The 13,770-nt window shown below is 55.6% G+C and carries 15 protein-coding genes; 11 read left to right on the top strand and 4 right to left on the bottom strand.

Going from position 1 to position 13,770, the window contains the following annotated elements; all coding sequences use genetic code 11:
* Position 1: 1 nt before the first annotated feature.
* Entirely contained in the window at positions 2-1,147 is a 1,146-nt protein-coding gene (locus DXD94_RS03595; RefSeq protein WP_117763256.1) for an ATP-binding protein, read from the bottom strand.
* 345 nt (positions 1,148-1,492) lie between these two features.
* On the opposite strand from DXD94_RS03595, the gene rpmH reads away from it, so the two are divergent.
* The 9 genes from rpmH to DXD94_RS03550 all read left to right on the top strand — a co-directional run bounded on the left by rpmH (position 1,493) and on the right by DXD94_RS03550 (position 6,532).
* Positions 1,493-1,627, top strand: coding sequence for a 50S ribosomal protein L34 (gene rpmH, locus DXD94_RS03590; protein WP_019127408.1), 135 nt, complete (start codon positions 1,493-1,495; stop codon positions 1,625-1,627).
* 20 nt (positions 1,628-1,647) lie between these two features.
* The gene (rnpA, locus tag DXD94_RS03585; RefSeq protein ID WP_117763255.1) at positions 1,648-1,986 is read left to right on the top strand and encodes a ribonuclease P protein component; all 339 of its coding nucleotides are present in this window, start codon (positions 1,648-1,650) and stop codon (positions 1,984-1,986) included.
* Positions 1,983-2,207, top strand: a complete 225-nt coding sequence (gene yidD, locus DXD94_RS03580; RefSeq protein WP_117584026.1) for a membrane protein insertion efficiency factor YidD — start codon at positions 1,983-1,985, stop codon at positions 2,205-2,207. Before rnpA ends, yidD begins: the two co-directional genes overlap by 4 nt.
* Positions 2,208-2,236: 29 nt before the next feature.
* Entirely contained in the window at positions 2,237-3,007 is a 771-nt protein-coding gene (locus tag DXD94_RS03575; RefSeq protein WP_117734818.1) for a YidC/Oxa1 family membrane protein insertase, read from the top strand.
* A 44-nt stretch (positions 3,008-3,051) separates the two neighbouring features.
* Entirely contained in the window at positions 3,052-3,621 is a 570-nt protein-coding gene (locus tag DXD94_RS03570; RefSeq protein WP_022093802.1) for a R3H domain-containing nucleic acid-binding protein, read from the top strand.
* A 168-nt stretch (positions 3,622-3,789) separates the two neighbouring features.
* Positions 3,790-4,455 carry a 16S rRNA (guanine(527)-N(7))-methyltransferase RsmG gene (gene rsmG, locus DXD94_RS03565; RefSeq protein WP_233540310.1) on the top strand — a complete coding sequence of 222 codons (666 nt, stop codon included), beginning with the start codon at positions 3,790-3,792 and terminating at the stop codon, positions 4,453-4,455.
* A 134-nt stretch (positions 4,456-4,589) separates the two neighbouring features.
* A complete protein-coding gene (locus DXD94_RS03560; RefSeq protein WP_117743374.1) occupies positions 4,590-5,390 on the top strand; it encodes a ParA family protein in 801 nt (266 codons plus the stop codon).
* Positions 5,383-6,288 carry a ParB/RepB/Spo0J family partition protein gene (locus DXD94_RS03555; protein WP_199412330.1) on the top strand — a complete coding sequence of 302 codons (906 nt, stop codon included), beginning with the start codon at positions 5,383-5,385 and terminating at the stop codon, positions 6,286-6,288. Before DXD94_RS03560 ends, DXD94_RS03555 begins: the two co-directional genes overlap by 8 nt.
* Positions 6,278-6,532 (top strand): hypothetical protein, encoded by a 255-nt coding sequence (locus DXD94_RS03550; RefSeq protein ID WP_117763253.1) that lies wholly within the window; start codon positions 6,278-6,280, stop codon positions 6,530-6,532. The genes DXD94_RS03555 and DXD94_RS03550 overlap by 11 nt, the downstream gene beginning before the upstream one ends.
* Before the next feature lie 198 nt (positions 6,533-6,730).
* Here the strand turns inward: DXD94_RS03550 and rlmN are convergent, their stop codons facing one another.
* Complete coding sequence (rlmN, locus tag DXD94_RS03545) at positions 6,731-7,783, bottom strand: 23S rRNA (adenine(2503)-C(2))-methyltransferase RlmN (RefSeq protein ID WP_117763252.1); 1,053 nt, start codon at positions 7,781-7,783, stop codon at positions 6,731-6,733.
* Between the two features lie 85 nt (positions 7,784-7,868).
* Between rlmN and DXD94_RS03540 the strand changes: the two genes are divergently transcribed.
* The gene (locus DXD94_RS03540) at positions 7,869-8,834 is read left to right on the top strand and encodes a D-alanine--D-alanine ligase (protein ID WP_117763251.1); all 966 of its coding nucleotides are present in this window, start codon (positions 7,869-7,871) and stop codon (positions 8,832-8,834) included.
* Complete coding sequence (locus DXD94_RS03535) at positions 8,828-11,722, top strand: helicase C-terminal domain-containing protein (protein WP_117763250.1); 2,895 nt, start codon at positions 8,828-8,830, stop codon at positions 11,720-11,722. Before DXD94_RS03540 ends, DXD94_RS03535 begins: the two co-directional genes overlap by 7 nt.
* Here DXD94_RS03535 and DXD94_RS03530 read toward each other — a convergent pair.
* Positions 11,719-12,636: a YafY family protein gene (locus tag DXD94_RS03530; RefSeq protein ID WP_117763249.1), complete on the bottom strand. Its 918-nt coding sequence runs from the start codon at positions 12,634-12,636 to the stop codon at positions 11,719-11,721. The two genes, DXD94_RS03535 and DXD94_RS03530, sit on opposite strands and share 4 nt — an antisense overlap.
* Positions 12,623-13,645, bottom strand: coding sequence for a YafY family protein (locus DXD94_RS03525; RefSeq protein ID WP_117763248.1), 1,023 nt, complete (start codon positions 13,643-13,645; stop codon positions 12,623-12,625). Before DXD94_RS03525 ends, DXD94_RS03530 begins: the two co-directional genes overlap by 14 nt.
* Positions 13,646-13,770 lie beyond the last annotated feature (125 nt).

Raw genomic sequence — 13,770 nt, 5'->3', positions numbered from 1 at the left:
TTTAGCTCTGAGCTCGCACGCGAGCGGCGCCGAGTTCGGTCAGATGGTATTTCTGGCCATGCTTGATGACCAAGCCGGCCTGCGCCAAGTCATTGAGCGTGCGTGACCAAGTGGGGGCCGAGTTTCCAAACGCCCTCGCCAGATCGGTTGCGCCGCACGCTTGATTTTGCGCCAGATAGCCCAGCGCGGCGTTGCCGCGATCGCTTACGAACACGTCCGGTTGTGGCTGCGCATACTGATTTGCTGCATTAGGATACATCATTTGAGCTGCTGGTTGTTGAGAACTCTGCACCGACGGCATTTGCTGTTGAAAACTTTGGGGCCACTGTTGGTAAGGCTGCGGAGGCATCTGCTGGGCCCAGGGGTTGTACTGCTGCTGCGGCATCTGCTGGTACGGCTGCTGATATCCCTGCTGGTACTGCTGCGGGAACTGCTGGCCATACCCCAGTGGCGGCATCTGCTGCGTTGCCATGGGCTGCTGCGCAAAAGCTCCCGACAGGGGATATGTGGGCTGCTCCGTCTCGGGCCGCACGGCAGCACCGCGTCCGCCGGCACGCTCGATTTCCTGCACGCGCTTGGGGTCCAGACTTACCGTAACCACGGTGCCGCTGCCCATGTTGTCCTCGATGGACACGGCGCCGCCGGCATTTTCCAGGTATTCCTGCACCATGGGAAACCCAGCCCCAGTCCCGCGAATGTATCGCTTCATGTTGCTGTTTGCGCTGGTCACGCCAAAGTCGAAAGCGCGTTCCTTGTCATCGATGCCCGGTCCTTGGTCTGCAAAGCGGATAGTGTCGCCGCCGTCCAGGATCGAGATGATGGGCTCGGCAAAGTGGGCGTGGATAAAGTTTTCGACAATCTCGCGGATGACCATGAGCGAGATATGGCCACCTTGTTCTTTCATGCACTGGTAGACGGTGTTGGTTGTCTCTTCCAAATACGTGCGGACATCTTGCGGATCTATGACGATCACACGCGGCGTCGACAGCATATCGTCATAGACCGCTATGCGTGCGGCGTACATGGCTTTTGGCGCCTGCGTGGTCGTCTGCTCGCCTTCGTCGCGCTCTTCGCGCACGCCGGTGATGTGCTCGTTGTCGGGTGCCGGGTCTCCGGAATCGACCATGGTGTAAAAGTCGTCAGACATGCCGCTCGCAATCTTTCAATAGGTTTCGAACAAATAGTAGCTCACCGTGCAATGTTTCTCATCTTTCGACAAACTTTCAAAACCTGTTGAAAACTTTGGAAAACGGACGAAAAGTTCTCAACATTGCCAACATGACCTGTTGAAAACTCGATGAAATATCGTGAAAAGTTGCCACGCACCGCTAAATCGAGCTCGGCTTATGGGGGAACCGTGTGAACTGCGCAACCTTTTACCTTTGATTTCTTGACATTTGAACATTGATTTCCCTACAATCTTCAAGCTCACGTGTCTATATCTGCGTCCGCGCCCCCGCGGACACTCGAAATGCAGCAGGAGGAACTTAAGATGAAGCGTACGTATCAGCCTAATAAGCGTAAGCGTGCCAAGACCCATGGCTTCCGTGCCCGTATGGCCACCAAGGGCGGTCGTGCCGTGCTCGCCCGTCGCCGCGCCAAGGGCCGCAAGCGTCTCACTGTCTAGCAGCGATACACACATCTCGCATGAAGACTATTAAGTCTCGGCAAGATTTCGAGCATGTGTTCAGTCAGGGGCGTCGTTTCAATCACCCTCTGATTCGAATGACCATATGTGAATCGGTTGGCGAAGGCGACTCCGGAAGGGTCGCCTTCGTTGGTGCTAAACGGCTCGGTTGCGCAGTCGTGCGCAACCGTTCTAAGCGTGTGATGCGCGAGGCCGCCCACAGCTGCGGATTTCCCGTTGCGGGTTATGACATCATCTTGTTCGCAACTCCCAAGACGAGGGATTCCTCGCCGCAGGAGATGGACAAGGCATTGCGTTCGCTTATGAAACGCGCCGGCGTTGCCGGGGAGGAGCGATGAGCAATCACGTTTTGCGACGTGTTGCCATCGCTCCTATTCGCATATATCAACAGGTTATTTCGCCCTTATTGCCTGACGCCTGCATTTATTACCCAACGTGCTCGCAATACGCCATCCAGGCGATTGAGAAGTACGGTGTTTTGAGAGGCTGCTGGCTTGCCGTGAGGCGCATCGCTCGCTGCAATCCCCTGCACGTCGGCGGTTATGACCCTGTGCCTTAGCGGGCACTCGCTATCGGAGGAAAACTTACATGTGGGATTGGATCGTTAACATCCTTTTCGAGCTGCTCAAGCTCATCCAGACCTTTGCGGTCGACTGGGGCCTGTCCATCATCATCCTGGTGGTCATCATCCGTCTGCTGCTGACGCCGCTTATGCTCAAGTCGACCAAGTCGACGGCTCGCATGCAGGTGCTGCAGCCCAAGATGCTCGAGATCCAGGAGCGCTATGCCGACGATCCCCAGCGTCAGGCCGAGGAGATGCAGAAGTTCTACAGCGAGAACAAGTTCAACCCCATGGCTGGTTGTCTGCCGCTGTTGATCCAGATGCCTGTCCTGTTCGCCCTATTTACGCTGCTGCGTAACCTGCCGGACTACTTTAACGACGGCACGTTCTCGTTCTTTAATATTCTGCCCGACTTGACCACCACGCCGAGCGCCTCTTTTGCCGATGGCTTTATGGTCGCACTGCCTGCGTTGATCTGCCTGATCCTCTTTGCTGTCCTGACCTTGATTCCGCAGCTCTATATGTCGCGCAATCAGACCGGCCAGCAGGCGCAGAGCATGCGTATGATGGCCGTTGTTATGACGGTCATGATGCTTTGGATGGGCTGGAGCCTGCCCGTCGGCGTTCTGCTGTACTACGATGTGTCCTCTGCCTGGCAGGTTATCCAGCAGATCTTCGTGACGCAGAAGGTTATTGACAAGGCTAAGGCCGATGAGGAGGAGCGTCTTAAGAACGCTCCGCTGCAGGTCGAGGTCACTCGTCGCGAGAAGAAGCCGCGCCCGCACAAGAAGAAGTAATGGGACAGTAATCTTATTTAGGTACCTAACTTTTGGAGTACGTTATGTCTGAAGAGATCATCGAGGATATGCTTGAGGAGGTTGCCCCGCAGGTCGCGGGCGATTATCCCGAGATTGCACAGCGCTACAAGGCTGGTGAAGAGCTGACAGACGAGGAGCTCGACACCATTGCCGATGTCGCGATTTCCATCCTGCGTTCCATCCTTTCGCACTTCGATGCCGCCAACTCTCCTATCGATGAGTATGAGGGCGACGAGGGTGAGCTGATTTTGGATGTAACGGCTCCGGATCTTGCTGTTCTCATTGGGCGTCATGGACGTACCCTCGATGCCCTTCAGGTTATGTTCTCGCTGCTGGTGAGTCGCAAGCTTGGCTTTAGGTATCCGGTCGTCGTGGACGTCGAGGGTTATAAGAGCCGCCGACAGGACAAGGTTGCTTCCATGGCGCAGTCCGCTGCCGAGCGCGCCATTCGCACTCATAAGAGTGTTTCCTTGCCGCCCATGAATGCCTATGAGCGTCGACTGGTTCACATTGCCCTTCGCGGCAACGATGCCGTTGACACTCATTCCGAGGGCTCTGATCCCGATCGCCATGTTGTGATTGTTGCTCGATAATCTACTCGAGCTTATGCTTAGGGGACGTGGTTTCCACGTCCCCTTTTTTTGTCAAAAGTTCTCGATACACTGATTTTTGTCAGAAAGGAGCTTTCGTTGTTAGTGCTTACTGATCAGCAAGCTGACGAGATGTTGAGTCGTCTAACTTCCTATTGCAATGAGTATTCCTTGAGCGTAACTGATGTTGAGCTGATGAAATGTATTCAGCATTTGGATTTAGTTCTGGAAACAAATAAGACAACGAATCTTACCCGCATCATTACCGTAGAAGATGCTGCGATACTTCATATCCTCGACTCACTAGTTTTGCTCCCCTATATCAATAAGGCTCCTGAGGGGGCTTTGCTCGATATGGGAACAGGTGCTGGCTTCCCTGGTATTCCTTTAACCATAACCACGCATCGTAAAGCTACTTATATTGACTCTGTTGGCAAGAAGGTTGATGCCGTTAATTCTTTTGTTCATGCTCTTGGATTGAAATATGCTCATGCGGTTCATTATCGTCTTGAAGAATATGCTCGAAGCCATAAGAAGCAGTTCTCTGTCGTAACCGCCCGCGCACTGGCCCCTCTACCGATTCTTGTTGAGTATGCCGCTCCGTATCTCAAGGATGGAGGGTTATTTGTTATCACCAAGGGCAATCCTTCGGGTGAGGAGCTTGCTTCCGGCATGTCAGCAGCTAAGATCTGCGGTTTCACTTTGCTTCTGAATGACGCAATCGATTTGCCTGATGGCTTGGGCCACAGGGAGTTTATTGTTCTTAAAAAGAGTCATCCGGCATCCGTTTCATTGCCCCGTGCAAATGGCATGGCAAAGAAGAATCCGCTTGCCTAGATGTTTCACGTGAAACATAATGGAGATTAACAACTTGCAGTGTTTCACGTGAAACATGGCGGTTGATATCGATTCGGAATGTTTCACGTGAAACATCCTCCGTTTGACAGCTTTAATACACACCAGGAGGGACCGTGGGATTTCGCGACGTTAAGCGCTCTAAGAGCGCAAAAGACACGCGTATCATTGCAATCATCAATCAAAAAGGCGGCGTTGGTAAGTCGACGACGGCTGTAAACCTTGCGGCAGCATTGGGTGAGCAGGGTCGTAAGACACTGATTGTCGATTTCGATCCGCAGGGAAATAGCACCAGTGGATTTGGAATTGAAAAAGAAGACCTTGATCACTGCATCTACGATGCATTGTTGAATGATGTGCCGGCAGAATCGCTTGTTCTTGATACAAATTGCAAAAAGGTATTCGTAATTCCTGCTACAATTCAGCTTGCAGGCGCTGAAATTGAGCTCGTAAGCGCAATTGCTCGTGAAACACGCCTCAAAGATTTGCTTGAGCCGATTCAGGATGAGTTCGATTTCATTTTTATTGACTGTCCTCCATCGCTCGGCCTGCTTACTATTAACGCCTTGACTGCAGCAGATAGCGTATTGATTCCGATCCAGTGCGAGTATTACGCACTCGAGGGTGTTACGAAGCTGCTTGAGTCAATGAAGATGGTCAAATCACGTCTGAACAAGAGCTTAGACACCTATGGCGTGCTTATGACTATGTATGACTCGCGTACTTCTCTGTCGAATCAGGTTGTTGAGGAAGTTCAATCGTACTTTGGTGATAAGGCGTTTAAGACACTGATTCCTCGTACGGTTAAAATCTCCGAAGCTCCGTCTTTTGGAGAGCCGGTAATTACCTATGCGCCACAAAATAAGGGTGCAAAAGCATATATGAACCTTGCAAAAGAGGTGATCAAGCGTGCCTAGTGCAAAGAAACGTGGCGGATTGGGACGTGGACTCAATGCTTTGGTCTCAGAGGCCGAGTATGAGACCGGTGGTTCGGCTGCATCTGCTTCAAATGCTGCATCTGAAACAAAACTACCTATTGAGGATATCGTTCCCAACCCAAATCAGCCACGAATTCACTTTAACGAAACTGAACTTCGCGAGTTGAGCGAGTCAATCCAAGAACATGGTGTTTTGCAGCCGCTTTTGGTTCGCAAGCATGGAAACGGCTATGAGATCATCGCAGGTGAGCGTCGTTACCAGGCATCAAAGCTTGCTGGTCTTGAGGAGTTGCCTGTCATCATTAAAGATGTTAATGATGAAGAGATGCTGGCTCTTGCACTTATCGAAAACCTTCAGCGTTCTGATCTGAATCCCGTCGAAGAGGCTAAGGGGTATCGCCAGCTCATTGATGCCAGCGGTATGACCCAGGAGGCATTGTCGAAGGCGGTAAGCAAGTCACGTTCTGCAATTACAAACTCGCTGCGCCTTCTCGATCTCCCCGAAGTTGTTCAGCAGATGATTTTTGAGGGTAAACTTACAGCTGGTCATGCACGTGCTATTCTTGCAGTTCCCTATGAGGATGCTCGAATTCGACTTGCTGAGAAGGTTGTTGCAGAGGGCCTTTCCGTTAGAGCGACAGAAAATCTTGCTCCGTTGTTTTCTGCCGGAGAGACACCTAAGACGCCGCGGCCTGCAACGCCTCAGTCTTTTAAAAAGGCTGCCCGCGTACTTCGTCAGGTATTCAATACCAACGTACGTGTGAAGAGCTCACGTGGAAAGAATAAGATTGAGATTGAGTTTAAAGACGAGGAAGAGCTCTCTCGTATTCTTGGTGAAATGATTCAGTTTGATCAAGGAGACCAAGATGAGGAATAAGATTTTAACTGCGATTGCATTAGCTACGACTGTCGCGGCTGGTGCCTTTGCTGGCTATAAGATCGCGACAGACGATGAGCTCCGAGGTCGTTTGCTTCGTGGTGCGCAAGATATTGTTGATACGTCCAAGAAGAAAATGGATGTTATGACTGAAGATGTTGCCATGCGTACTGCTCAGTTAACGAAGAATCCCAAGATTAATCAAGGTTGGGTTAGCAACCAATGGGAAAATGTAGGCTATTAGGTACCTAATAATTACTTAGCATTTTTGAGGGGTCCTTGTCTGATTCACACGACAAGGACCCCATATTTTGGCTGTTATTAATGGGACCAGTAGCAGCTGATTCATAATCGAGGTCAATAAATGAAACAGCCCCGGTTGCATATCCTGCAACCGGGGCTGCTCGATGTTTCACATGAAACGTTTTGGGGTGTGACTCCCCTATGCGTTCTTTTGAACTTTGAAGCGCTGCTTCAGCTGTCCGCAGGCGGCATCAATATCATTGCCGCGAGAATTACGGATTGTGGTCTCGATGCCACGAGACTCAAGGCGGCGCTGAAGATCCTCAACCTTATGAATCGGCGACGGCTTGAGCGGGCTGCCCTCGATGTCGTTAAGCTGAATCAGGTTAACGTGGCACAGCGTTCCCTCGCAGAAGTCGCAGAGCGCCTGCATCTCGGGATTCGTATCGTTGACGCCTTCAATCATGGCATACTCATAGGTCGGGCGGCGGCCAGTCTTCTCGGTGTAGAGCTGAAGCGCCTCGTGAAGGCGAAGCAGCGTGTACTTCTTAACACCGGGCATGAGTTTATTGCGCGTCGACTGGATGGCGGAGTGCAGGGAAACGGCAAGCGTGAACTGCTCGGGGATATCGGCAAATTTGCGAATACCAGGAATAACGCCGCTGGTAGAGACGGTGAGGTGACGGGCGCCGATACCGATGCCATCGGGGTCGTTGAGGATACGCAGTGCCTTGAGAACCTCATCGTAGTTGGCAAACGGCTCGCCCTGGCCCATGAAGACAACGCTCGTGACACGCTCGCCAAAGTCGTTGGATACATGAAGTACCTGGTCGACGATCTCTTGAGCGGTCAGAGAGCGCTTGAGGCCGTTGAGGCCAGTAGCGCAAAAGGCGCAGCCCATGCCACAGCCTGCCTGGGTGGAAACGCAGACGGAAAGCTTATTACGACGGGGCATGCCGACGGTCTCGACGGAAATGCCGTCGTGATACTCGAGCAGATACTTGCGAGAGCCATCTTTGGAAACCTGCTTGGTGAGTTCAGTCGGCGTGTCAAAGGCGAAAGCGCCTTTAAGCTGCTCGCGGAAAGCCTTAGGAAGGTTGGTCATATCGTCAAACGAACAAACGTTCTTCTCAAAGACCCATTCGATGAGCTGCTTTGCGCGGAAGGCGGGCTGGCCAAGTTCGGCCACGAGTTCGCGAATATCGTTTTGGCTCAAGTCGCGAATGTCCTGAGATTTAGTCCTGGGATTCATGGAAGCCTTTCAATTTTGGGGAAACGTAGAGTGTATCGCTACAATATGGTATCAGCTGCAGAAATTATAGAGGAGGAGTCTGCCCATGCCGGGTAAAAGCCTAGAGAACATGCACGTAGCGGTCTTGGCGGGCGGTCATTCCGCCGAGCGCGAGATCTCGCTCAACTCGGGAAAGAACGTCGTGGCGGCACTGAAGGAAGCCGGCTACACCTCGGTGGAGCTGCTCGACACCGCCGCCGATGACTTTATGGTAACCATGGCGACCGGCGGTTTCGATGTGGCATTTATCGCCATGCACGGCGCCGGCGGTGAGGATGGCGCCATGCAGGGTGCCATGGAGACCCTGGGTATCCCCTACACGGCCTCGGGCGTGCTTGCCAGCGCCTGCGGTGCCGACAAGGAGGTCTCTAAGCTCCTGTACGCCAAGGCGGGCATTCCCATTGCCCCCGGCCTCGCGCTCGAGGTGGGCGATGAAGTCGATACCGATCATATCGTCGAGGTTTGTGGCGAGCGCTGCTTTGTGAAGCCGGCCGTCAACGGTTCCAGCTATGGCATTTCCCTGGTCCATGAGTCCTCCGAGCTGCCCGCGGCAATCGCCAAGGCGTTTGAGTACGGCGACAAAGTGCTGATCGAGAAGTGCATCGAGGGTACCGAGATCACCGTCGGCGTATACGGTGAGGACGACGTGCGCGCCCTGCCGATCGTCGAGATTCGTAAGCCCGAGGACTGCGAGTTCTACGACTTGGACGTAAAGTACGTCGATCCCACTGACATCCATCGTATTCCGGCGCATATCTCGCCCGAAAACTATGCGCGTGCCCAGGAACTTGCCTGTGCGGCCCATAAGGCACTCGGTTGCTTGGGCATCTCGCGCAGCGATTTTATCGTGAGCGAGGACGGCCCCGTCATTCTCGAGACCAACACCATCCCCGGCATGACCGATACGTCACTGTATCCTGACGAGATTCGCCATACCGACGACATGACGTTCCCGCAGGTGTGCGACAGCCTAATCCGTATGGGTCTCCGTCGAGCGGGCGTTGCATGCTAATCGAGGACGCTGTATCTCCTGGAACGCCACAGTTTGTCATCGACTCCTATGCCACGCTTGCAGAACGCGCAAAGACACAATCGTTTGGCCTCATCGAAGAGGACGTTATCGTCCTCGATACCGAGACCACGGGTCTTTCGGTACAGGACAACGAGTTAATTGAGATTTCCGCGGCCCGTCTTTCGGGCCGCGAGATCATCGACCGCTTCGATACCTTCGTGCATCCCAAGCAGCTGATTCCCACCGAGATTACCGAGCTCACGAGCATTACAAATGCCGATGTGGCAGATGCCCCGTCGGCCGTTGAGGCCGTCGCCGCTCTCGCCGATTTTGTCGGTGGTTGCCCGGTGATCGCACATAACGCCACGTTCGACCGCTCGTTTATCGAGTCGGTCAAAGGCGGCGTCAACGTGAGCGACATCTGGATCGATTCGCTGGCGCTGTCGCGCATCGCGCTACCGCGCCTGGCCTCGCACAAGCTGTCTTTTATGGCCGATCTGTTTGGCTGTGACTCGGTATCACACCGTGCCAATGCCGACGTCGACGCCCTGTGTGGCGTATGGCGCGTGTTGCTCGTGGCGCTCACCGACTTGCCCCAGGGCCTCATGGCGCGCCTAGCCGACATGCACCCGGGTGTGCCTTGGTCCTATCGTCCTATCTTCTCATTCTTGGCGGGGCAGAACCCTGGCTCTATCTTCTCTCTCAGCGCCGCTCGTGCTGACGTTCTCAAGGCCGACCGCGCCGACGATCGGGTGGACGCCGACGAACTGCCGGTCCTCAAGATGCCGAGTCGTGAGGAGATTGAGGCAGACTATGCGCCGGGTGGCCTAGTCAATCGCATGTATCCCACCTACGAGCCGCGTGATGAGCAGATCGCGATGGCGCTCGAGGTCCGCGATGCGCTGGCCACGGGCACTCATCGTGTAATTGAGGCGGGCACAGGCGTCGGCAAATCGATGGCCTATCTGGTGCCTTTTGCCGAGGCAGCACGCCGCAACAACATCACGGTTGGTATCGCGACTAAATCGAATAATCTCGCCGACCAGCTCATGTATCATGAGCTGCCCAAACTTGCCGAGCAGCTGGACGGAGGCCTATCGTTTTGCGCCCTCAAGGGCTATGACCACTATCCATGCTTGCGCAAGCTTGAGCGCATGAGCCGCGGCCAAGTCGAAATTACGACTAAGCGTGATCCTGCCGATACGCTTACGGCAGTCGCGGTCATCATGGCGTACGTCTGCCAATCAGCCGATGGCGACCTCGACTCGCTCGGCATTCGGTGGCGCAGCGTCAACCGCCCCGACTTTACGACGGCTTCGCGCGAGTGTGTTCGTCGCCTCTGCCCGTTTTTCCCTGATAAATGTTTGGTCCACGGCGCTCGCCGTCGTGCGGCGCATGCCGATGTGGTGGTCACCAACCATTCCCTGCTGTTCCGCAATGTCGCGGCCGAAGGCAGGATTTTGCCTCCGATTCGTCATTGGGTAATCGACGAGGCCCATTCCATCGAGCACGAGGCTCGCCGTCAGTGGGCGCGCGTGGTGTCGGCGGATGAATCACGCGTTCTGTTTGAGCGCCTGGGCGGCTCGAGCACCGGCGCGCTAAGCCAGGTTTCCCGTGATTTGGCAACCTCCGAGGGCTCTACGCTCTATCTGGGCCTTACTGCCAAAGCGACCTCGACGGTTTCGCGTGCGAGCATGGCGATCGCCGACGTGTTTGATGGCGTTCGCGAGCTCGGCCGCCGTGCCCGTGGGGGTTATGACAATGCCAATCTATGGATTGGCCCCGAGCTGCGCGAATCTGACGACTGGCATGATTTCTTGCAGTCGGCCTACACTGCCATCGACGCATTGGAACAAGCTGACAAGAGCGTCGACGCGCTGGTACAAGCCGTCGCCGCCGACAAGCCCGAGGTTGTTGTCGACCTGGGTGAAATCTCGCGCCGCCTGCACGAGCTGGCCGAGAACCTCAAGCTCATCATTGACGGTACCGATGAGCACTACGTGTATTCGTTGCAAGTCAATTGCAGGCTGCGTGCCGGCGGCGAGTCGATGACCGCGGAGCGTATCGATATTGGCGAGGCCTTGGCAACCGAGTGGCTGCCCGAGGTCCACACGGCTATCTTTGCATCGGCGACCATGACGGTTTCCAAGAGCTTTGAGCACTTTAACCACGCCGTCGGCCTCGATCGCATCAGTGCCTCGATATCCTCATCGCTGCACTTGGACTCGAGCTACGACTTCGATTCGAACATGGCTGTAGTCGTTGCGGGCGATATCCCCGATCCGCGCGATCGTGAGAGCTATCTTACGGCGCTCGAGCGTGTGCTGGTCGACGCGCATCTTGCCATGGGCGGCTCGGTGCTCACGCTGTTCACCAATCGGCGCGACATGGAAGACCTATACGCCCGCGTTGAGCCCAAGATGGCCCGTGCGGGTCTGGAACTCAACTGCCAGCAGCGCAACTCATCTCCTCGCCGTCTGCGCGATCGCTTTATCAACGAACCGACCTCGTCACTCTTTGCGCTTAAGGCCTTTTGGGAAGGGTTTGACGCCAGCGGCGAGACGCTGCGCTGCGTCATCATTCCCAAGCTGCCGTTCTCGAGCCCCACAGACCCGCTCTCATGCGAGCGCAATCTGCGCGAAGATCGCGCTTGGGCGCGCTATTCGCTGCCCGAGGCGGTGCTTGAAGTCAAGCAGGCAGCCGGTCGCCTTATCCGCTCATCGACCGATTGCGGCGTACTCATCTTGGCCGACCCGCGCCTGGTGACGAAGGGCTACGGCAAGAAATTCTTAACGTCGCTGCCCACGAGTTCCTATCAGCGCATCGAATCGGCACAAATCGGGCACTATCTACAGCTGTGGCGCGCACGCCACGAACGGCGCCGCTAAAGCGGACAGACGAGGGATTTTGCCATATCGCACAGACGCTCTGACAGGGCGGGGTCATCCAAGATGCGGATGGCCCCGCCCGCTGCGATTACCTGGCTCAGTAGCCAACGCTCGGAGCCATAATGCACGGTTAGCGTTGCCGTGTCTGCCCCGCCGCGCTCGATGAGGGTGACGCCGGCCCAGTCCAGATGCTCCGCCATATCGAATGGCATCAAGAGCTTTGCGCTACGCTGCGTCCGGGCAAGGGAATCGTGGAGGGATGCAACGTCCGGTGCGTGAGGCACGACGGAGTCTTCCGTCAGGGCGAGTCCCTCGATTTTATCCATGCGATAGGTGCGCTGCTCATCGACCGCGATGTCCCAGGCAATCAGGTATGTTTGGTCGCCGTTTGCCGTAATGCGCAAGGGGTCGACCAGACGCTCGCGTGGCCGTGCATCGTCCATCGAGCGATACGAGATACGACAGCGAACGCCGTCCTGAATGGCGCAGCTCAGCTGCTGCCAGTGCGACCCGCGGTTGACGGTGTCAAAGACGCGCTGGTTATAGCCGAGCTCTTCGGGTAGAAGAGCAGATCGAATCCGAGCCGCCGTCTGCGGCTCGATCCCCAACGATTCAAGTTCATGGTTGAGCACAGCGCCCTCGGCGGCACTCAGGCGCAGCGGTAACACACGCCCGGCGTCACCGGTGAGGACCACACGCTCGCCGTGGCATTCGCAGATGATGCGCGCACCCGATTCTCGATCAGCGAGTGTCGAGACGATCTCGAGAATCTCGTCGAGCGACACCCCCGTGATGTTAAAGCGACTGCAAATCTCGGTTCGAGTCATGCCGTTCTCGCCGGCGGCGTAGAGGGCCTCCATGATGTCGATGGCGCGCGAGAGCCTCTGCTCGCTGGTGAGTTTACGCACGGGCATGCTCGTGCACCGTCCTTTCAATGAGGTGGTTCCACGCCTGTTTGAGCGATTTGGGGGCCACGGGCCTCATGCCGTCCATGGCGTGGGCCATGCAAAATGAAGCGGCGGCTTCAAGGTCGCGCACGTCAACGGTCCAGGTCCATCCCAAATCGGTGTGTGCGAGCTCGCCGCGCCCGCGCGTGAGACCGTTGATCATATCGATCTGCGTCTGAGGGGCGAACGAGAACGTAGCTGCAACGGGCGGTCGGTCGGCAAAATCGAACTCAAAGAATAAGTAATCGTTGAGGTTGAAGTCCGCAGGGATGGCGTAGGCCTTCGAAGGACGCCAAGCGCGAACGATACGGTCGCAGCGGAATGTCCTGATGTCGTCGGTGACATTGTCGAGGCCGCAGAAGTACGCCACGCCCTCGCGCTCGAACATGCCGTAGACGCAAACGGTCCGCTCGCGTTGCTCGCCGCGTCCGTTTTGGTACAAAAAGCGCAGCGCGCAACGCTCGGCAAAGGCACTCCATACCGCATCGACGGCGGGAGAGCGGCGGATCGGTGCTTCGTCCACCGCCGTCCCACCGGTGAGGTAGGCAATTTTGGAGCGAATATCGGCAAGCGGCGCGGCAAAGGTGGAAGAGCCGGCCGCTAGCGTCTGGTCGATGGCGTTGAGTAGGATGTCGGCGTCGCCTGCGGTGATGAGGCCACCTGCGGCAAACGTGTGCTCGCGGTCGATTGTCCACGAGCTTTCCTCGGTCTCCTGCGCACCGGCGGGGCGAACCTCCTTGATTAAGATGCCACGCTCGAGCAGTTTGTCACGATCGCGCCGAAACTTGCGCTTATCCGAGTCGATGTTGCCCGAGCCATATCCCAGGTCAGAATCCAAGACGATCTGCTCGGTCGTCAGCGGTTCGGGGGAGCTGTTGAGCACAAAGAAAAGATTGAGGATGCGCTGAGCCGTTTTATCGAAACTGGGCTCCGAATTCCCCTTTTTAATTGTCGCGGTCGTGTCGCTTGCCGTCATAGAGTCCTCGCATGAGAAGGTGGTTTGCTGCCATGATTTTAGTCCGATATGGAGATTAGGCTATATCCTTGTCCGCTCGGGGCGTTAAGATGGCCCGAATTCGGTCGTTTGCGCTCGCTCGGGGT

The sequence above is a fragment of the Collinsella sp. TM10-22 genome (genome assembly GCF_003466125.1).
Lineage (GTDB): Bacteria > Actinomycetota > Coriobacteriia > Coriobacteriales > Coriobacteriaceae > Collinsella.
This window is presented reverse-complemented; position numbering and strand designations above follow the sequence as displayed.

Bases quoted from the DNA above. Each gene is read 5' to 3' on its own strand.
- DXD94_RS03595 (WP_117763256.1), bottom strand. From the start codon at position 1,147: ATGTCTGACGACTTTTACACCATGGTCGATTCCGGAGACCCGGCACCC.
- rpmH (WP_019127408.1), top strand. From the start codon at position 1,493: ATGAAGCGTACGTATCAGCCTAATAAGCGTAAGCGTGCCAAGACCCAT.
- rnpA (WP_117763255.1), top strand. From the start codon at position 1,648: ATGAAGACTATTAAGTCTCGGCAAGATTTCGAGCATGTGTTCAGTCAG.
- yidD (WP_117584026.1), top strand. From the start codon at position 1,983: ATGAGCAATCACGTTTTGCGACGTGTTGCCATCGCTCCTATTCGCATA.
- DXD94_RS03575 (WP_117734818.1), top strand. From the start codon at position 2,237: ATGTGGGATTGGATCGTTAACATCCTTTTCGAGCTGCTCAAGCTCATC.
- DXD94_RS03570 (WP_022093802.1), top strand. From the start codon at position 3,052: ATGTCTGAAGAGATCATCGAGGATATGCTTGAGGAGGTTGCCCCGCAG.
- DXD94_RS03550 (WP_117763253.1), top strand. From the start codon at position 6,278: ATGAGGAATAAGATTTTAACTGCGATTGCATTAGCTACGACTGTCGCG.
- rlmN (WP_117763252.1), bottom strand. From the start codon at position 7,783: ATGAATCCCAGGACTAAATCTCAGGACATTCGCGACTTGAGCCAAAAC.
- DXD94_RS03540 (WP_117763251.1), top strand. From the start codon at position 7,869: ATGCCGGGTAAAAGCCTAGAGAACATGCACGTAGCGGTCTTGGCGGGC.
- DXD94_RS03535 (WP_117763250.1), top strand. From the start codon at position 8,828: ATGCTAATCGAGGACGCTGTATCTCCTGGAACGCCACAGTTTGTCATC.
- DXD94_RS03530 (WP_117763249.1), bottom strand. From the start codon at position 12,636: ATGCCCGTGCGTAAACTCACCAGCGAGCAGAGGCTCTCGCGCGCCATC.
- DXD94_RS03525 (WP_117763248.1), bottom strand. From the start codon at position 13,645: ATGACGGCAAGCGACACGACCGCGACAATTAAAAAGGGGAATTCGGAG.